The sequence below is a fragment of the Micromonospora sp. NPDC050686 genome, from assembly GCF_040654475.1.
In the GTDB taxonomy this organism is placed as follows: Bacteria; Actinomycetota; Actinomycetes; order Mycobacteriales; family Micromonosporaceae; genus Micromonospora.
The window spans coordinates 10,659-29,414 of sequence record NZ_JBFAID010000068.1 but is presented as its reverse complement, the minus strand read 5'-3'; the positions used below and the strand labels follow the sequence as shown (position 1 = coordinate 29,414).

At 73.6% G+C, this 18,756-nt stretch carries 18 protein-coding genes; 15 read left to right on the top strand and 3 right to left on the bottom strand.

Annotated elements, in window-relative coordinates; genetic code table 11:
• The 5 genes from AB0H57_RS29220 to AB0H57_RS29200 form a co-directional block, all read left to right on the top strand.
• Positions 1-1,589: lipopolysaccharide biosynthesis protein (locus tag AB0H57_RS29220; RefSeq protein WP_357511891.1), on the top strand; the 1,589-nt coding region annotated here is incomplete at its 5' end.
• Positions 1,590-1,602: 13 nt separating this feature from the next.
• The gene (locus tag AB0H57_RS29215) at positions 1,603-2,496 is read left to right on the top strand and encodes a sulfotransferase domain-containing protein (protein ID WP_357511890.1); all 894 of its coding nucleotides are present in this window, start codon (positions 1,603-1,605) and stop codon (positions 2,494-2,496) included.
• A gap of 67 nt (positions 2,497-2,563) precedes the next feature.
• Positions 2,564-3,232 (top strand): class I SAM-dependent methyltransferase, encoded by a 669-nt coding sequence (locus tag AB0H57_RS29210; protein WP_357511895.1) that lies wholly within the window; start codon positions 2,564-2,566, stop codon positions 3,230-3,232.
• A gap of 58 nt (positions 3,233-3,290) precedes the next feature.
• Positions 3,291-4,469: a chorismate synthase gene (aroC, locus tag AB0H57_RS29205; RefSeq protein ID WP_357511889.1), complete on the top strand. Its 1,179-nt coding sequence runs from the start codon at positions 3,291-3,293 to the stop codon at positions 4,467-4,469.
• A 55-nt stretch (positions 4,470-4,524) separates the two neighbouring features.
• Positions 4,525-5,031, top strand: coding sequence for a shikimate kinase (locus AB0H57_RS29200; RefSeq protein ID WP_357511888.1), 507 nt, complete (start codon positions 4,525-4,527; stop codon positions 5,029-5,031).
• Between the two features lie 43 nt (positions 5,032-5,074).
• Here the strand turns inward: AB0H57_RS29200 and AB0H57_RS29195 are convergent, their stop codons facing one another.
• Both AB0H57_RS29195 and AB0H57_RS29190 read right to left on the bottom strand, forming a co-directional pair.
• Positions 5,075-5,848, bottom strand: a complete 774-nt coding sequence (locus tag AB0H57_RS29195) for a cytochrome c oxidase assembly protein (protein WP_357511887.1) — start codon at positions 5,846-5,848, stop codon at positions 5,075-5,077.
• Positions 5,845-6,366 carry a DUF2243 domain-containing protein gene (locus AB0H57_RS29190; protein ID WP_357511886.1) on the bottom strand — a complete coding sequence of 174 codons (522 nt, stop codon included), beginning with the start codon at positions 6,364-6,366 and terminating at the stop codon, positions 5,845-5,847. Before AB0H57_RS29190 ends, AB0H57_RS29195 begins: the two co-directional genes overlap by 4 nt.
• An 84-nt stretch (positions 6,367-6,450) precedes the next feature.
• Here AB0H57_RS29190 and aroB point away from each other — a divergent pair, with 84 nt between their 5' ends.
• The 4 genes from aroB to nusB all read left to right on the top strand — a co-directional run bounded on the left by aroB (position 6,451) and on the right by nusB (position 9,379).
• Entirely contained in the window at positions 6,451-7,527 is a 1,077-nt protein-coding gene (aroB, locus tag AB0H57_RS29185; RefSeq protein ID WP_357511885.1) for a 3-dehydroquinate synthase, read from the top strand.
• Complete coding sequence (aroQ, locus tag AB0H57_RS29180) at positions 7,524-7,970, top strand: type II 3-dehydroquinate dehydratase (protein ID WP_357511884.1); 447 nt, start codon at positions 7,524-7,526, stop codon at positions 7,968-7,970. Before aroB ends, aroQ begins: the two co-directional genes overlap by 4 nt.
• Positions 7,971-8,387: 417 nt before the next feature.
• Positions 8,388-8,945, top strand: coding sequence for an elongation factor P (gene efp / locus AB0H57_RS29175; RefSeq protein ID WP_357511883.1), 558 nt, complete (start codon positions 8,388-8,390; stop codon positions 8,943-8,945).
• Positions 8,946-8,968: 23 nt separating this feature from the next.
• Positions 8,969-9,379 (top strand): transcription antitermination factor NusB, encoded by a 411-nt coding sequence (nusB, locus tag AB0H57_RS29170; RefSeq protein ID WP_357511894.1) that lies wholly within the window; start codon positions 8,969-8,971, stop codon positions 9,377-9,379.
• Positions 9,380-9,450: 71 nt separating this feature from the next.
• Here nusB and AB0H57_RS29165 read toward each other — a convergent pair whose 3' ends face one another.
• Entirely contained in the window at positions 9,451-9,939 is a 489-nt protein-coding gene (locus AB0H57_RS29165) for a transcriptional regulator (protein ID WP_088970952.1), read from the bottom strand.
• Positions 9,940-10,221: 282 nt separating this feature from the next.
• On the opposite strand from AB0H57_RS29165, the gene pyrR reads away from it, so the two are divergent.
• The 6 genes from pyrR to AB0H57_RS29135 all read left to right on the top strand — a co-directional run bounded on the left by pyrR (position 10,222) and on the right by AB0H57_RS29135 (position 18,748).
• The gene (pyrR, locus tag AB0H57_RS29160; RefSeq protein WP_357511882.1) at positions 10,222-10,806 is read left to right on the top strand and encodes a bifunctional pyr operon transcriptional regulator/uracil phosphoribosyltransferase PyrR; all 585 of its coding nucleotides are present in this window, start codon (positions 10,222-10,224) and stop codon (positions 10,804-10,806) included.
• A 114-nt stretch (positions 10,807-10,920) separates the two neighbouring features.
• On the top strand, positions 10,921-11,847 hold the full coding sequence (locus AB0H57_RS29155; RefSeq protein WP_357511881.1) for an aspartate carbamoyltransferase catalytic subunit: 927 nt from the start codon (positions 10,921-10,923) through the stop codon (positions 11,845-11,847).
• Positions 11,844-13,121 carry a dihydroorotase gene (locus tag AB0H57_RS29150; protein ID WP_357511880.1) on the top strand — a complete coding sequence of 426 codons (1,278 nt, stop codon included), beginning with the start codon at positions 11,844-11,846 and terminating at the stop codon, positions 13,119-13,121. The genes AB0H57_RS29155 and AB0H57_RS29150 overlap by 4 nt, the downstream gene beginning before the upstream one ends.
• The gene (gene carA, locus AB0H57_RS29145; protein WP_357511879.1) at positions 13,121-14,323 is read left to right on the top strand and encodes a glutamine-hydrolyzing carbamoyl-phosphate synthase small subunit; all 1,203 of its coding nucleotides are present in this window, start codon (positions 13,121-13,123) and stop codon (positions 14,321-14,323) included. Before AB0H57_RS29150 ends, carA begins: the two co-directional genes overlap by 1 nt.
• Positions 14,316-17,693 carry a carbamoyl-phosphate synthase large subunit gene (gene carB / locus AB0H57_RS29140; protein WP_357511878.1) on the top strand — a complete coding sequence of 1,126 codons (3,378 nt, stop codon included), beginning with the start codon at positions 14,316-14,318 and terminating at the stop codon, positions 17,691-17,693. Before carA ends, carB begins: the two co-directional genes overlap by 8 nt.
• Positions 17,690-18,748, top strand: a complete 1,059-nt coding sequence (locus AB0H57_RS29135; protein ID WP_357511877.1) for a quinone-dependent dihydroorotate dehydrogenase — start codon at positions 17,690-17,692, stop codon at positions 18,746-18,748. The genes carB and AB0H57_RS29135 overlap by 4 nt, the downstream gene beginning before the upstream one ends.
• Positions 18,749-18,756 lie beyond the last annotated feature (8 nt).

Here is an 18,756-nt window from a genome sequence, read left to right as displayed (position 1 = left end):
ACGGCGGCGCCGGATCCGACGCCGCCGTCGGGCGGCGCGGCGCGGCCGGAGGAGACGCCATGAGCGGTACGGCCGTCACCGCCGCCACCAGCGGCGACCGGGAGGTACGCCGGGGCACCCGCAGCGGGCTGGTCGGGCTGGCCGGCGCGGCGGTCAACGGCCTGCTCGGCTTCGTGCTGACCGTGGTGATCGTCCGGGCGCTCGGGCCCGCCGGGTCCGGCGCGATGTTCACCGCGATCGGCGTCGTCGCCATCATGGGCGTGCTCTGCTGCGCGGGCGCGGACACCGCGCTGGTCTGGGCGTTGCCGCGGCGGACCGCGGGCCGCGCCGGCGACGCGGCCCGGCTGCTGCCGGTGGCGCTGGCCCCGAGCCTGCTGTTCACCCTCGTGGTGGCGGCGGCCGGCGTGGCGGCGGCCGGGGCGCTCGCACCGGTGCTGTTCGATCCCGGCGCGACCGAGGGTGCCGACCTGCTCCGGCTGGCGTTCGCCGGGCTGCCGTTCGTGGTGGCGATGACCGTGCTGCTGGCCGCCGTGCGGGCGGTCCGCCCGGTCGCCGCCCTGGTGGCCGTCCAGTACGTCCTGGTCCCCGCCGCCCGCCCGGCGCTGGTGGCCGGCGCCCTGGTCACCGGTGGCGGGGTGGCCCTCGCCTTCGCCGGCTGGCTCGCGCCGGTGCTGCTGGCCGCGCTGGCCTGCGTGGCCCTGCTCGTCGGGCCGCTGGGGCTGGCGTCCGGGGCGCGGCTGCGCCCGGCACAGGCCGACTGGCGCACGCTCTGGGGCTTCGCCCTGCCCCGGGCCGCGTCCGCGACCATCGACGCCAGCAGCATGTGGCTCACGGTGCTGCTCACCGCCGCCCTCGCCGACCAGGCCGAGGCCGGCGTCATCGGCGCGGTCGGCCGGTACGCGCTGGCCGGGCTGCTGGTGATGCAGGGCCTGCGGGTGGCGGTCGCCCCGCAACTGTCCCGGCTGCTCGGGCAGGGGCGTACCGCCGAGGCGGTGGCGGTCTACCGGCGGATCACCGCGATGATCATCGCGCTCTCCTGGCCCGGGTACCTGCTGCTGGCGTTCTTCGCCCCGGGCTTCCTGCGGCTGTTCGGGGCGGAGTTCACCGCCGGGGACGCGGCGCTGGTGGTGCTTGCCGGGGCGATGATGGTCAACTCCGGCACCGGCATCGTGCAGACGCTGCTGCTGATGAGCGGCGGCAGCGGCCGGCACCTGCTCGCCGCGGCCACCGGCCTGCTGCTCAACGTCGCGCTGGCCGTGGCGCTGATCCCGCCGTACGGCGCGCTGGGCGCCGCCGTGGCCTGGACCGTCGGCATCGTGGCGGAGAACGTGATCGCCACCGTCGCCGCCCGCCGGGTGATCGGCGAGCCGCTGGTCACCCGGGCCGTGGCGCGGACCGCGGCGGTCGCCGCCGCCGGCACCACCGGGCTGGCCGGGGCCGGTGCGGCGGTCGCCGGCCGGGACGTGGCCGGACTCTTCCTGACCCTCGGGGTGGTCGCGCTGCTGGCCGGCGCGGCGCTGCTGCACCCCGCGGTACGCCGACGGGTGCGGGCGGCGGCACCCATCCTGCCCCGCCGGGCGCCGCGATGACGAGGAGAACGCGATGACGACGTTGCGGGACCGGGTGAAGGCCCTGGTGCCCGCCCCGGTGGTGACCGGGGTACGGGACGGTCTGGCGCGCTACGGCGAGCGGACCAGCGACCGGCGGCCCCTGCCGGACTTCCTGATCATCGGCACCAAACGCGGTGGCACCACCTCGCTCTGGCGCTACCTGCTGGAGCATCCGCTGGTGCCCCGGCTCTTCCCGGCCTGGAACACCAAGACCTCGCACTACTTCGAGGACACCTTCGGCCGGGGCGAGGCCTGGTACCGCTCGCACTTCCCGACGCTGCGCCAGCGGCAGGCCCTCGAACGCCGCCACGGCGGCCCGACCCGGGTGGGGGAGGCCGCGCCGCTGTACATGTTCCATCCCCTCGCCCCGGGCCGGGTGGCCGAGCTGCTGCCGGCGGTGAAGCTGATCGTCCTGCTCCGCGACCCGGTGCAGCGGGCGTACTCGCACTGGAAGGAGCGGCGCACCGAGGGCGTGGAGCCGCTCGGCTTCGCCGAGGCGCTGGCGGCGGAGGAGGAACGGACCGCGGGCGAGCGGGAGCGGCTGGCCGCCGACCCGACGTACGTGAGCAGCGCCTTCGACTGGTACAGCTACCGGGCCCGGGGCCGGTACGCCGAACACCTGGAACCCTGGCTGGACCGGTTCGACCCCGCACAGTTGCTGCTCCTGCCCAGCGAGACGCTGTACCGGCAGCCCGCCGCCACATACGCCCGGGTGCTGGACTTCCTGGCCCTGCCGCCGCACCGGCTCGACCGGTACGAGGTCTTCAACGACCGGCGCAGCACCGCCATGGACCCGGCGGTCCGGGACGAGCTGACCCGGTACTACGCGCCGCACAACGCCGCCCTCGCCGCCCGGCTGGGCATGACCTTCGACTGGGAGGGCTGACCCCGTGACCGGTGCGACTCGAACCGACGACCCGACCGCCCCGGCCCGCCGGCAGGGCCGGAGCCCGTTGAACTCGCTGCGGTTCCGGCTGGTCGACTCCCCGGACTCGTACGGGGCGAAGCGCCGGGCGCGGCGCGCCCGCTGGCTCTCGGAGACCTTCCCGGACCTGGCGGAGATGTCCGTGCTGGACCTGGGCGGCCGGGTGGACAGCTGGGCCCGGATGCCGGTCCGGCCCCGGCACGTGCACGTGGTCAACCTGGAGCCGCTGCCGGCGGAGCTGCCCGACGGGATGGAGGCGGACCACGCCGACGCCTGCGACCTGCCGCCAGCCATCCTGCGCCGCCGGTACGACCTGGTGTTCAGCAACAGCGTGCTGGAGCACGTGGGCGGCCACGAGCGACGCCGCCGGATGGCCGAGGCGATCCGGGAGCTGGCCCCCCGGCACTGGGTGCAGACCCCGTACCGGTACTTCCCCGTCGAGCCGCACTGGGTGGCGCCCGGGATGCAGTTCCTGCCGGTGCCGGCCCGGGTGGCGGTGGCCCGCAGGTGGCCGCTGGCGTACACCCCCGGCAAGTCCTGGGAGCAGGCGATGAAGCAGGTGCTGACCACCGAGCTGATCGGGCGGGCGGAGCTGCGCTACCTCTTTCCCGACTCGACGATCCTGGCCGAGCGGATGCTCGGCCTGACCAAGTCGATCATCGCGGTCCGTCGGGACGGTGGACACCGGGGTCCGTAGGGCGGGACGCGCCGGACACAACGCCGACCCGACCACCCGCCGTGACACACTGACCGCTGTGTTGCGCTGGCTGACCGCAGGTGAATCGCACGGACCCGCCCTGGTGGCGATGATCGAGGGGGTGCCCGCCGGGATCGAGGTGACCACCACCGAGATCGCCCGTGAGCTGGCCCGCCGCCGACTCGGCTACGGCCGGGGCGCCCGGATGGCCTTCGAGCAGGACGAGGTCGAGGTGATCGGTGGCCTGCGGCACGGCGTCACCCTGGGCAGCCCGGTCGCGATCCGGGTCGGCAACTCGGAGTGGCCCAAGTGGCGCACCGTGATGGCCGCCGACCCGGTGGACGCCGAGGAGCTGGCCGGGCAGGCCCGCAACGCGCCGCTGACCCGCCCGCGTCCGGGCCACGCGGACCTGGCCGGCATGCAGAAGTATGGCCACACCGACGCCCGCCCGATCCTGGAGCGGGCAAGCGCCCGGGAGACCGCCGCCCGGGTCGCCGTGGGGACGGTCGCCAAGGCGCTGGTGAAGCAGGCGCTCGGCATCGACATCGTGTCGCACGTGGTGGAGCTGGGCCCGGTCGCCGCCAAGCCCGGCCTGCGTCCGACGCCCGAGGACGCCGAGCGCATCGACGCCGACCCGCTGCGCTGCCTCGACCCGGACGCCAGCGCCCGGATGGTCGACGAGGTCGACGCCGCGAAGAAGGCCGCCGACACCCTGGGCGGCGTGGTCGAGGTGCTGGCGTACGGCGTGCCGCCGGGCCTGGGCAGCCATGTGCAGTGGGACCGTAAGCTCGACGCCCGGCTGGCCACCGCGCTGATGTCGATCCAGGCGATCAAGGGCGTGGAGATCGGCGACGGCTGGCAGCAGGCTCGCTCGCGCGGCTCCGTGGCGCACGACGAGATCGTGCCCACGGCCACCGGCGTACGCCGGATCACCGACCGGGCGGGCGGCCTGGAGGGCGGCATCACCACCGGCGAGCCGCTGCGGGTCCGGGCCGCGATGAAGCCGATCTCGTCGCTGAACCGGGCGCTGTCCACGGTCGACGTGACCACCGGCGAGCCGGCCACCGCGATCAACCAGCGGTCGGACGTCTGTGCCGTGCCGGCGGCGGCGGTGGTCGCCGAGGCGATGGTCGCCCTGGTGCTCGCCGAGGCGGCCACCGAGAAGTTCGGCGGCGACTCGGTCGCCGAGATCCGCCGCAACCTGGCGGGCTACCTCGACGCGCTGGTCATCCGGTGAGCGCGAGGAACGCAGCGCAGCGGAGTCCCGCAGTCGCGAACGAAAGGTCGACTCGGTGACCCGGCCGGTGTGCGTGCTGGTGGGGGCGCCCGGTTCGGGCAAGAGCACCGTGGGCGAGCTGCTCGCCGACGCGCTCGGGGTGACGTTCCGCGACACCGACGTGGACATCGAGCGGCTGGCCGGCAAGCCGATCCCGGAGATCTTCGTCGACGAGGGGGAGGAGCACTTCCGTACCCTCGAACGGGCGGCGGTGGCCGCGGCGCTGGCCTCGCACGCCGGCGTGCTCGCCCTCGGCGGCGGCGCGATCCTGGCCGAAGAGAATCGGGGCGCGCTGATCGGGCACACCGTGGTGCACCTGTCGGTGGAGCTGCCGGACGCGGTGAAGCGGGTGGGTCTCGGGGCCGGGCGGCCGCTGCTGGCGATCAACCCGCGGGCCACCCTCAAACACCTGATGGAGCAGCGCCGGCCGCTCTACGCCGAGGTGGCGACGGCGACGGTGCTCACCGACGGGCGTACCCCGGAGGAGATCGCCGCGGAGATCGGCGCTCTGCTGAAGCCCTGAACCGCCCGGCTCGTGCGCCCCGGCGGTTAAGCGGGGGCCGCGGCTATACCGGAGTCAGGCGGGGCTCCGCCTTGCGGCTTGCCCGGCGGGGGGCGGGGCGCCAGGTGGCCAGCAGGGCCAGCGCGAGCAGGATCTCCGCCAGGTCGCCGACGTAGTACATCAGCGTGGCGGCGGCCCGCAGCTGCTCGACCGGGGCGGTGATGTCGACCAGCCCGGCGTAGAGCAACTGGGCGAGGGCGGCGTGCGCCGCGACCGAGCCGCCCAGCACCATCAGCCGGACGGGTACCGCGGGCCGGTGCGGCCCGGGGTCGGGGCCGGCGATCGACCAGGTGAACAGGTATCCGCTGGCGAGGAAGTGCACCAGCAGCAGCGCGTGCAGCGCCGGGTGCGCCATCATCGCCCGGTACAGCGGCGTCAGGTGCAGCACCCAGAGCCCGCCGGCGGTGAGCAGCAGGCCGGCCACCGGGTGGGCGAGCGCCCGGGGCAGCGGGTGGCGCAGCAGGCGCAGCGCCGACCGTCCCACCCGTCGCGGCACGGTGCGCAGGGCGAGGGTGCCGGGCGCGCCGAGCACCAGGCCCAGCGGCGCGAGCATGCCCACCAGCAGGTGCTGCCCCATGTGGGTGACCAGGTCGTGGCCGGGCAGCAGGGCCGCCGCCGCCAGCGACGCGCAGCCCGCGCCGAAGCTCGCCGTCCGCCAGTGGCTCCAGCCGGCCCGGCCGGGGTCGCGCTGGCGCAGCGCCGCCGCCAGGTACACCCAGAAGGCGAGCAGCGGTACGAGCAGCAGCGGCCCGACCGGGCTGTGCCCCGGGTGCGTCACCGCCGGTCCGCGCACAGATCGACGGCGCCGGCCCGGCGCTGCACCGCCCAGCCCACCGCGATCAGCCCCGCGCCGAGCACCAGGAAGCCGATGTCCCAGGCGGTCTGGTGCGGCCCGCCTCGGACGTGGTGGATGCCGAGCAGCTGGTGGTCGACGGTCCCCTCCACCAGGTTGAACAGCCCCCAGCCGACCAGCGCCCAGCCCCACAGCGCCGGGGAGCGCCAGAGCCGGCCGCGGGAGCGGGTGACGCGGGCGTAGAGCAGGGCCAGGCCGGTGAGCACCGCGACCCAGGTGACCACGTGGAACAGGCCGTCCCAGAGGGTGTTCATCTGCAGGCCCGGCACCGTGTCCACCGGATACTCCCGGACCCCGATGTGGTCGGCGCCGGTGCTGCTGAGCATGTGGTGCCACTGGAGCACCTGGTGCAGCAGGATGCCGTCGACGAAGCCGCCGAAACCGACGCCGAGAATGGTCGCCGGCAGGCGGATGTCGGCGCCGTCGATCGTGGTGCGGGCCATGCGTACCTCCGCGATCGGATGTCGTCCTCCTCGCCTGCCCCGTCCGGTCCGCGCTAAACGCACGGCTGGACTAGGCTGCCGGCGATGAACGAGGTGACCCGGATCGCGGTCGGCGGCGACCGACCGTACGAGGTGCTGGTCGGACGCGACCTGTTCGGCGAGGTGGCCGGCCTGCTGCCCGGCGTGGCCCGGGTGGCGGTGCTGCACGCGCCGCCGCTGAAGGAGCTGGCCGACGCGGTCGCCGAGCGGCTGCGCGCCGCCGGTGCGACGCCGCTGCCGATCGAGCTGCCGGACGCCGAGGCGGGCAAGCGGATCGAGGTGGCGGCCGACTGCTGGGACCGGTTGGGTGCGGCGGGCTTCACCCGGACGGACGCGCTGGTCGGTGTCGGCGGGGGAGCGGTGACCGACCTCGCCGGCTTCGTCGCGGCCTGCTGGCTGCGCGGGGTGCGCTGGGTCGCGGTGCCCACCTCGCTGCTCGGCATGGTCGACGCCGCCGTGGGCGGCAAGACCGGCGTCAACACCGCCGCCGGAAAGAACCTGGTGGGCGCCTTCCATCCGCCGGCCGGCGTGCTGGCCGACCTCGCCACGCTCGACAGCCTGCCCCCGGTCGACCTGGCCGCCGGGTTGGCCGAGGTGGTCAAGTGCGGGTTCATCGCCGACCCGGCGATCCTGGACCTGGTCGAGCGGGACCCGGCCGCGGCCGTGGATCCGACCGGCGCGGTGACCCGGGAGCTGATCGAGCGGGCGATCCGGGTCAAGGCTGACGTGGTCTCGGCCGACCTGCGCGAGGCGGGGCTGCGCGAGGTGCTGAACTACGGCCACACCCTGGCCCACGCGATCGAGAAGGTCGAGGACTACCGCTGGCGGCACGGGCACGCCGTCGCGGTCGGCACCGTGTACGCCGGTGCCCTGGCGAGGCTGGCCGGCCGGCTGGACCCGGTCACCGCCGGGCGGCATCGCGACGTGCTGGCCGCGCTCGGGCTGCCCACCAGCTATCCGGCCGACGCCTGGCCGGACCTGCTGGCCGCGATGCGGGTGGACAAGAAGGCCCGGGGCAGCCAACTGCGGTTCGTGGTGCTCGACGGGCTGGCCCGCCCGGCGCTGCTGGAGGGCCCCTCCGACGAGCTGCTGCACGAGGCGTACCGGGAGGTCGCCTCGTGACCGCCCGGGTGTACGTGTTGAACGGGCCGAACCTGGGCCGCCTCGGCACCCGCCAGGTCGACGTCTACGGCGTGACCAGCTACGCCGACCTGGTCAACCGGTGCGTGGACACCGGCCGCGAGCTGGGGCTGGACGTGGTGGTCCGGCAGACCGACGCCGAGCACGAGCTGCTCGGCTGGCTGCACGAGGCGGCCGACGAGGGTGCCGCCGTGGTGCTCAACCCGGCGGCCTGGTCGCATTACTCGATCGCCGTGCGGGACGCCTGCGCGATGTTGCGCGGGCCGCTGGTCGAGGTGCACATCTCCAACATCCACGCCCGGGAGGAGTTCCGGCACCACTCGGTGGTCTCCGCGGTGGCCACCGGGGTGATCTGCGGGCTCGGCGTGGACGGTTACCGGCTGGCCCTGCACCACCTGGCCACCCGCCTCGCCGCCGGCGGCTGACCCGGCCTCGCGCCTGACCCGGCCTGCGCCGGCCCGGCTTGGGCCCCCCGGCCCGGCCTGGGCCTCGATCCGGCCTGGGCGACGGTCGCGCCCGGGGACCGCCATCCTCGTTGCTCTCCGTGACCGGCCTGGCGGCGTCGGCGCCCCTTCTTCCCCACCTTTGCTCTGCTTCAACGCCCGCAACACCGCCCCCGAGCTGCGACGCCGGGGCCGGTGCCGTCCCCGCGGCGGCCGAGGCCGATCACGGTGGGTGCCTGTTGCCTCCGTTGAAGCAGAGCAAAGGCGCCGAGTGGGGTCGACGGGGGTGGTGGGGGAGGTTGCTCTGGGTGATGTTCCGCACCTCGGCCTGGCGGACCCGGTTCGACACAGCTTGTAGACTTCCTGCGTCTGTCCGCCAATTGATGATCAAGGCAGGAAATGGCCTCCACCAACGACCTCAAGAACGGCCTGGTACTCAACCTCGACGGCGAGCTCTGGTCCGTCGTCGAGTTCCAGCACGTCAAGCCCGGTAAGGGTGGCGCCTTCGTGCGCACCACGCTGAAGAACGTGCTGTCCGGGAAGGTGGTCGACAAGACCTTCAACGCGGGCACCAAGGTCGAGACCGCCACCGTCGACAAGCGCACCATGCAGTACCTGTACGCCGACGGCGAGGACTACGTCTTCATGGATCTGGAGACCTTCGACCAGATCACCGTCCCGGACGGCACCGTGGGCGAGGCCGCCAACTACCTCCTCCCCGAGGCCGAGGCGACCGTCGCCACCCACGAGGGCCTCCCGCTCTACATCGAGCTGCCGACCTCGGTCGTGCTCGAGGTCACCTACACCGAGCCGGGCCTGCAGGGCGACCGGTCGACCGGCGGCAACAAGCCGGCCACCGTCGAGACCGGCGCCACCGTGCAGGTGCCGCTCTTCATCACCACCGGCGAGAAGATCAAGGTCGACACCCGCGACGGCCGTTACCTCGGCCGAGCCTGATGGCCGAGGCACCGAAGCAGCAGATGCCGGCGCGCCGCAAGGCGCGCAAGCGGGCGCTGGACGTGCTCTTCGAGGCCGACCTGCGGGACCGCCCCCCGGTCGAGGTGCTCGCCGGCTACCTCGAGCGGATCGAGAAGCCCCGGCCGGAGCACCTCGGCTACGCGGTCGGCCTGGTCGAGGGGGTCGCCGCGCACCTGGACCGGATCGACGAGCTGCTGGCCAGCTATGCCGAGGGCTGGACGCTGGACCGGATGCCGGTGGTCGACCGCAACCTCGCCCGGATCGCCGTCTACGAGCTGCTCTACGTGGACGAGATCGACGACGCGGTGGCCATCAGCGAGGCCGTGGAGCTGGCCCGGCAGATGTCGACCGACGACTCGCCGCGGTTCCTCAACGGGTTGCTGGGCCGCATCGCCGAGTACGCCACCCGCTGACGGCGACCGCCGCGACGACACACCGAGAAGGGCCCGTGCCGCACGGCACGGGCCCTTCTCGGTGTACGGGGTCAGGACGCGAAGAACGCCCGCGGGTCGGCGACCAGCACGCCATGCTCGGTCAGCCGCTCGATCAGACCCGACGGCGAGGCGTCGTAGACGATCGCCAGCGCGCGCAGGTCGTCGGCGCGGATGGAGAGCACCCGGCCGTTGTAGTCGCCGCGCTGCTGCTGGATGGCGCGGGCGTACCGGGCGACGTAGGCCAGGTCCTCGGAGGCCTCGTCGTAGAGCCGCTCGAGGTCCAGCACGATCTTGCTGGTGGCCTCGTGGCGCACGCCACTGCCGTCGGGCAGGAGCTCCGAGACGGGCACCCGGTAGAAGTCGGCCAGCTCGGCCAGGCGGGACACCGTGACGGCACGGTCCCCGCGCTCGTACGAGCCGACCACCACGGCCTTCCAACGCCCGTTCGACTTCTCCTCCACCCCCTGCAGGGACAGCCCCTGCTGCTGGCGGATGGAGCGCAGGCGGGCGCCCAGCGACTTGGCGTATTCAGAGGGCATTCGGACACTCCCAGTGCTGCTCGGGGTTCTCCCAGCTATCGCTACGGAGCGTGACGGTACGGGGATTGCGACACGTGGTCAAGTGGGGGACGCCGTCCGGTTGCGGGTGCGGGGGAGTTATCCGGATTTGGCCGCCCTGATCCGCAGATCAGTGCCGGCGGCGGCCGGCCGGCTGAGCGCTGGTAACGTGGCGTGAGCCTCGGTCCGGGCCGTACGTGGTCCACCGGAGGTGCCAGACGTCCTTTAACGACCCGTCCCGTGAGGCGGGGAAGGAGGTCCGCCGTGGCCTGCCCACCGGCTGCCCACCCATTGCCACCGCGACAACCCACGGTGAAGGTGATCCTCACCGCCGCCGACGTGTCGCGGGTGGTCGACCGCATCGCCCACCAGATCCTGGAAAAGACCCAGGGCGCCGCCGACACCGTGCTGCTCGGCATCCCCACCCGCGGAGCGCCACTGGCCCAGCGGCTCGCCGCCCGGATCAGCACCTTCGAGAACGTCGACGTCCCGGTCGGTGTGCTCGACATCACCCTCTACCGCGACGACCTGCGCCGGCACGCCACCCGGGCGATCGGCCCGACCCAGCTGCCGCCCGGCGGGATCGACGGCAAGCGGGTCGTCCTCGTCGACGACGTGCTCTTCTCCGGCCGTACCGTCCGGGCCGCCCTCGACGCGCTCAACGACATCGGTCGCCCGGCCTCCGTGCAGCTCGCCGTCCTGGTCGACCGGGGCCACCGGCAGTTGCCGATCCGCGCCGACTACGTCGGCAAGAACATCCCCACCTCGCTCGCCGAGAACGTCAAGGTCACGCTCGCCGAGACCGACGGCGCCGACGAGGTCAAGCTGTTCGGGGAGGCCCCCCGGTGAGCGCGAGGAGTGCAGCGAAGCGGAGCCCCGCAGTCGCGAACGAAAGGCAGGCCCGGTGAGCGCGAGGAGTGCAGCGAAGCGGAGCCCCGCAGTCGCGAACGAAAGGCAGGCCCAGTGATCAGGCACCTGCTCTCCGGCGCGGACCTGGATGCCGCCACCGCCACCCAGATCCTGGACACCGCCGCCGAGATGGCCACCGTCGCCGGCCGGGAGGTCAAGAAGCTGCCCGCGCTGCGCGGCCGGACGGTGGTGAACCTCTTCTACGAGGACTCCACCCGCACCCGGATCTCCTTCGAGGCGGCCGCCAAGCGGCTCAGCGCCGACGTGATCAACTTTTCGGCGAAGGGGTCCAGCGTGGCCAAGGGCGAGAGCCTGAAGGACACCGCGCTGACCCTGCAGGCGATGGGCGCCGACGCGGTGGTCGTCCGGCACCCCGCCTCCGGCGCCCCGCACCGGTTGGCCGACTGGGTGGACGGGTCGGTGGTCAACGCCGGCGACGGCACCCACGAGCACCCCACCCAGGCGCTGCTCGACGCGTACACGATGCGCTCCCGGCTGGGCCGGCTCGCCGGCCTGCACGTGGCGATCGTCGGCGACGTGCTGCACTCCCGGGTGGCCCGCTCCAACGTGCTGCTGCTGTCCACCCTCGGGGCCAAGGTCACCCTGGTCGGCCCGCCGACCCTCATCCCGGTGGACATCTCGGCCGCGCTCGCCCCTGCCGCCGACGTCTCCTACGACCTCGACACCGTTCTTCCCGGTGTGGACGTGGTGATGATGCTGCGGGTGCAGCGGGAGCGGATGAACGACTCCTACTTCCCCTCCGCCCGGGAGTACGCCCGCCGCTACGGATTGGACGGCCCGCGCCTGCGCCGGCTGCCGGAGCACGCGATCGTCATGCACCCCGGCCCGATGAACCGGGGCATGGAGATCACCCCCGAGGTGGCCGACTCGCCCCGCTCCACCATCGTCGAACAGGTCGCCAACGGGGTCTCCGTGCGGATGGCCGTCCTCTACCTGCTGCTCGGAGGGAACAACCGGTGAGCGCGTACCTGATCAAGAACGTGAGCGTCGTCGGCGCCGCGCCGACCGACCTGCTGATCCGCGACGGCGTCGTCGCCCAGACCGGCGCGGACCTGGCCGCGCCGGACGCCACCGTGCTCGACGCGACCGGCCTGGTCGCCCTGCCCGGCCTGGTCGACCTGCACACCCACCTGCGCGAGCCGGGCCGGGAGGACGCCGAGACCGTCGAGTCCGGCTCCCGGGCGGCGGCGCTGGGCGGCTACACCGCGGTCTGCGCGATGGCCAACACCTCCCCGGTGGCCGACACCGCCGGGGTGGTCGAGCAGGTGTGGCGGCTCGGCCGGGAGGCCGGGCTGGTTGACGTGCAGCCGATCGGCGCGGTCACCGTCGGGCTGGCCGGCGAACGGCTGGCCGAGCTGGGCGCGATGGCCGACTCGGCGGCCCGGGTGCGGATCTTCTCCGACGACGGGCACTGCGTGGCCGACCCGAGGCTGATGCGCCGGGCGCTGGAATACGTCAAGGCGTTCGACGGGATCATCGCCCAGCACGCCGAGGAGCCCCGGCTCACCGAGGGCGCGCAGATGCACGAGGGCGAGGTCTCCACCCGGCTCGGGCTGACCGGCTGGCCGGCGGTCGCCGAGGAGGCGATCATCGCCCGGGACGTGCTGCTCGCCGAGCACGTGGGCAGCCGGCTGCACATCTGCCACGTCTCCACCGCCGGCAGCGTCGAGGTGCTGCGGCACGCCAAGGCGCGGGGGGTGAAGGTGACCGCCGAGGTGACCCCGCACCACCTGCTGCTCACCGATGGGAAAGCGGAAACCTACGACCCGGTCTTCAAGGTCAACCCGCCGCTGCGTACCGCCGCGGACATCGCCGCGCTGCGGGCCGCGCTGGTCGAGGGCGTGATCGACATCGTCGCCACCGACCACGCCCCGCACGCGGTGGAGGACAAGGAGTGCGAGTGGGCGTACGCCCGGCCGGGCATGCTCGGCCTGGAGACGGCGCTGTCGATCGCGCTGGACGTGCTCGGCCCGCGGTGGGACCTGATCGCCGAGCGGATGTCGCGTACCCCGGCCCGGATCGCCGGTCTCGACTCCCACGGCCTCGACCCGGCCCCCGGCGTCCCGGCCAACCTGACCCTGGTAGACCCGGCCGCCCACCGCGTGATCGAACCGGCGGAGCTGGCCAGCCGCAGTCGCAACACCCCGTACGCCCGCATGACGCTGCCGGGTCGCATCGTGGCGACCTTCCTGCGCGGCGAGCCGACGGTCCTGGACGGAAAGGCTCTTCACTAATGGGTAAGCGCAGAAGCGCGATCCTCGTGCTTGAGGACGGGCGCACCTTCCACGGCGAGGCGTACGGCAGCGTCGGTGAGACGTTCGGCGAGGCGGTCTTCAACACCGGCATGACCGGCTATCAGGAGACCCTGACCGACCCGTCGTACCACCGGCAGGTGGTGGTGCAGACCGCCCCGCACATCGGCAACACCGGCGTCAACGACGAGGACGACGAGTCCGACCGGATCTGGGTGGCCGGGTACGTGGTCCGCGACCCGGCCCGGATCGGCTCCAACTGGCGCGCCACCGGCGGCCTGGAGGACCGGCTCGCCGCCGAGGGCGTGGTCGGCATCAGCGGCGTCGACACCCGCGCGCTCACCCGCCACCTGCGGGAGCGGGGCGCGATGCGGGTCGGCGTCTCCAGCGTCGACGACGACCCGGCGGCGCTGCTGGAGCGGGTCCGCCGGTCGCCGCAGATGGCCGGCGCGGACCTGTCCGCCGAGGTGACCACCGCCAAGCCGTACGTGGTGCAGGCGCAGGGCGAGCACCGGTTCACCGTGGCCGCGCTGGACCTGGGCATCAAGCGCAACGTGCCGCGCCGGCTCGCCGCCCGCGGCGTCACCACCCACGTGCTGCCGGCCGGCTCGACGATCGAGGACCTGCTCGCCACCGGCGCGGACGCGGTCTTCCTCTCGCCCGGCCCGGGCGACCCGGGGACCGCCGACGGCCCGGTCGCCCTGGCCCGGGAGGTGCTGACCCGGCGGATCCCGCTGTTCGGCATCTGCTTCGGCAGCCAGATCCTCGGCCGGGCGCTCGGCTTCGGCACCTACAAGCTCGGGTACGGCCACCGCGGCATCAACCAGCCGGTGCTCGACCGGGCCACCGGCAAGGTCGAGGTGACCAGCCACAACCACGGCTTCGCCGTGGACGTGCCGGGCGTTGGGGCGGCCGTGCCCGACCAGGTGATCGACACCGACTTCGGCGGCGTCCGGGTCTCCCATGTCTGCCTCAATGACAACGTGGTCGAGGGGCTGCGGGCGCAGGACGTGCCCGCCTTCACCGTCCAGTACCACCCGGAGGCGGCGGCCGGCCCGCACGACGCGGACTACCTGTTCGACCGCTTCGCGGAGCTGATCGAGGGCGGTGTTGCCCTCGACCGGAAGCAGAGCGAGGGCCGTGGCCTCGACCCGAATCACAGTGAAGGCGGTAAGAATGCCTAAGCGGACCGACCTCAGGCACGTGCTGGTGATCGGCTCCGGGCCGATCGTGATCGGGCAGGCCTGCGAGTTCGACTACTCCGGCACCCAGGCCTGCCGGGTGCTGCGCAGCGAGGGGATCCGGGTCAGCCTGGTCAACTCCAACCCGGCCACGATCATGACCGACCCGGAGTTCGCCGACGCCACCTACGTCGAGCCGATCACCCCGGAATTCGTCGAGCTGGTCATCGCCAAGGAGCGCCCCGACGCGCTGCTGCCCACCCTCGGTGGGCAGACCGCGCTGAACACGGCGGTCGCCCTGCACGAGGCCGGCGTGCTGGAGAAGTACGGCGTCGAGCTGATCGGCGCCAACATCGACGCGATCAACCGGGGCGAGGACCGGCAGCTGTTCAAGGACATCGTGGCCAAGGCCGGCGTACGCCTGGGCCTGGCCGACCCGTCCTCGCTGGTGCCGCGCTCGCGGGTCTGCCACTCGATGGACGAGGTCCGGGAGACCGTCACCGAGCTGGGCCTGCCGGTGGTCATCCGGCCGTCGTTCACCATGGGCGGCCTCGGCTCCGGCATGGCGCACACCGACGAGGACCTGGCCCGCATCGCCGGCGCCGGCCTGGCCGCCAGCCCGGTGCACGAGGTGCTCATCGAGGAGAGCGTGCTCGGCTGGAAGGAGTACGAGCTCGAACTCATGCGTGACCGGCACGACAACGTGGTGGTGGTCTGCTCGATCGAGAACATCGACCCGATGGGCGTGCACACCGGCGACAGCGTCACCGTCGCCCCGGCCATGACGCTCACCGACCGGGAGTACCAGCGGCTGCGCGACCTGGGCATCGCGGTGCTGCGCGAGGTCGGTGTGGACACCGGCGGCTGCAACATCCAGTTCGCGGTCAATCCCGACGACGGCCGGATCGTCGTCATCGAGATGAACCCCCGGGTGTCCCGCTCCTCGGCGCTGGCGTCGAAGGCCACCGGCTTCCCGATCGCCAAGATCGCCGCGAAGCTCGCCATCGGCTACACCCTGGACGAGATCCCCAACGACATCACGCTCAAGACGCCGGCCGCGTTCGAGCCGACGCTGGACTACGTGGTGGTGAAGATCCCCCGGTTCGCGTTCGAGAAGTTCCCCGGCGCCGACCCGGAGCTGACCACCACGATGAAGTCGGTGGGCGAGGCGATGAGCCTGGGCCGCAACTTCACCGAGGCGCTGAACAAGGCGATGCGCTCGATGGAAACCAAACAAGCCGGATTCTGGACCGTGCCCGACGACGTCGTCGCTGCCCCGACGGGCGCCGATCCGGCGGGGGCGACCAGGGAGGACACGCTCGCCGCGCTGCGGATGCCGCACGACGGGCGGCTCTACACGGTGGAGCGGGCGCTGCGGCTGGGCGCCTCCATCGCCGAGGTGGCCGAGGCCTCCGGCGGGATGGACCCGTGGTTCCTCGACCAGATCGCCGCGCTGGTCGAGCTGCGCGCCGAGATCGTCGACGCCCCGGTGCTCGACGCCGACCTGCTGCGCCGGGCCAAGCGGGCCGGCCTCTCCGACCGGCAGCTCGCCGCGCTGCGCCCCGAGCTGGCCGCCGAGGACGGGGTACGCACGCTGCGCCACCGGCTCGGCGTCCGCCCGGTCTACAAGACCGTGGACACCTGCGCCGCCGAGTTCGAGGCGACCACGCCGTACCACTACTCGACGTACGACCTGGAGACCGAGGTGGCGCCGTCGGCCCGGCCGAAGGTGCTGATCCTCGGCTCCGGCCCGAACCGGATCGGCCAGGGCATCGAGTTCGACTACTCCTGCGTGCACGCCGTCCAAGCGCTCAGGGACGTGGGTTACGAGACCGTGATGGTCAACTGCAACCCGGAGACCGTCTCCACCGACTACGACACCGCCGACCGGCTCTACTTCGAGCCGTTGACCTTCGAGGACGTGCTGGAGGTGTGGCACGCCGAGGACTCCTCCGGCCGGGCGGCCGGCGGCCCCGGCGTGGTCGGGGTGATCGTGCAGCTCGGTGGGCAGACGCCGCTCGGCCTGGCCCAGCGGCTCAAGAACGCGGGCGTGCCGATCGTCGGCACCTCCCCGGAGTCGATCCACCTGGCCGAGGAGCGCGGCGCGTTCGGCGCGGTACTGGCCCGGGCCGGGCTGCGGGCGCCCGCGCACGGCATGGCCACCTCGTACGAGGAGGCGAAGGCGATCGCCGACGAGATCGGCTACCCGGTGCTGGTCCGGCCGTCGTACGTGCTCGGCGGCCGGGGCATGGAGATCGTGTACGACGACGCGACCCTGCACGACTACATCGGCCGGGCCACCGACATCGCGCCCGACCGTCCGGTGCTGGTGGACCGGTTCCTCGACGACGCCATCGAGATCGACGTGGACGCGCTGGTCGACGCCGACGGCGAGGTCTACCTCGGCGGGGTGATGGAGCACATCGAGGAGGCGGGCATCCACTCCGGCGACTCGTCCTGCGCGCTGCCGCCGATCACCCTGGCCGGGTCGCACCTGGCCCAGGTGCGCCGCTACACCGAGGCCATCGCCCGGGGGGTCGGGGTGCGCGGCCTGCTGAACGTCCAGTACGCGCTCAAGGACGACGTGCTGTACGTGCTGGAGGCCAACCCGCGTGCCTCGCGTACCGTGCCGTTCGTCTCCAAGGCGACCGCGGTGCCGCTGGCCAAGGCGGCGGCCCGGATCGCGCTCGGGGCCACCGTCGCCGAGCTGCGCGGCGAGGGGATGCTCCCGCCCGTCGGGGACGGCGGCACCATGCCGGCCGACGCCCCGATCGCGGTGAAGGAGGCGGTGCTGCCGTTCAAGCGCTTCCGCACGCCGTCGGGCAAGGGCATCGACGTGCTGCTCGGCCCGGAGATGAAGTCCACCGGCGAGGTGATGGGCATCGACACCAACTTCGGGCACGCCTTCGCCAAGTCCCAGTCCGCCGCGTACGGCTCGCTGCCGACCGCTGGCAAGATCTTCGTCTCGGTGGCCAACCGGGACAAGCGCGGCATGATCTTCCCGATCAAGCGCCTGGCCGACCTCGGCTTCGAGATCGTCGCCACCACCGGCACGGCCGAGGTGCTGCGCCGGCACGGCATCGCCTGCGAGCAGATCCGCAAGCACTACGAGTCGGGTGCGGGCGCGGACGCGGTCTCGCTGATCCTCGGCGGCGACGTGGCCCTGGTGGTGAACACCCCGCAGGGCTCCGGCGCGAGTGCCCGCTCCGACGGCTACGAGATCCGCAGCGCCGCCGTGACCGCGGACATCCCCTGCATCACCACGGTCCCCGGCGCCGCCGCCGCGGTGATGGGCATCGAGGCCCGCATCCGCGGCGACATGCGGGTGCGCCCCCTGCAGGACCTGCACGCCGCCCTGCGGGCCGCGCAGTGATCTTCGAGCGGGTGGTCCGGCCGCGCCTGTTCCGGATCGGGGGCGGGGACGCGGAGGCGGCGCACGAGTGGACGCTGGCGCGGTTGGCCGGGCTGTCCCGGCGGCCGACCGCCCTCGCCGCGCTGCGCCGCCGGTACCTGCGGTCCGCGCCGCGCACCGTGTTCGGGGTGGACTTCCCGAACCCGGTGGGGCTGGCGGCCGGCATGGACAAGAACGGCGTCGCGCTGCCGGCCTGGCCGGCGCTCGGGTTCGGCTTCGTCGAGGTGGGCACGGTCACCGCGCACGCCCAGCCGGGCAACCCCCGGCCCCGGCTGTTCCGGCTGCCGGACAGCGAGGCCGTGGTCAACCGGATGGGTTTCAACAACGCCGGCGCCGACGCCCTCGCCGCGCGGCTGGCCGCGCTGCCCCGGCCGCTCGGGGTGCCGCTGGGCATCTCGCTCGGCAAGTCCAAGGTGACCCCTCTCGACGAGGCGGTCGAGGACTACCTGGCGTCGTACCGGGCGCTGCGGGGGCACGGCGACTACTTCGCGGTCAACGTGTCCTCGCCGAACACCCCGGGCCTGCGGACCCTGCAGGACCGGTCCCACCTGGACGCGCTGCTCGCGGCGCTGGTGGGGGAGAAGCCGGTGCTGGTGAAGCTCGCCCCGGACCTCACCGAGCCGGCCATCGCCGAGCTGCTGGAGGTCTGCCTGGACCGGGGCGCGGCCGGGGTGATCGCCACCAACACCACGCTGGCCCGTGACGGGCTGGCCCCGGCCGACCGGGGGCGCGGGGCGGAGACCGGCGGCCTGTCAGGCCGGCCGCTCACCGGGCGGGCCCGGGACGTGGTGGCCTTCGTGCACCGGGAGACGGGCGGCCGGCTGCCGGTGATCGGCGTCGGCGGCATCCTCGACCCGGACGACGCGGCCGGCATGTTCGACGCCGGGGCCAGCCTGGTCCAGCTCTACACCGGCTTCATCTACCGCGGCCCGGCCCTCGTCCGCGCGGCGGTGCGGGTGGCCGGCGCGGCGACGGTGCCGGCCGACGGCCGGCCGGCGGGGGCCGGCCACCGGTGACCGCGAGC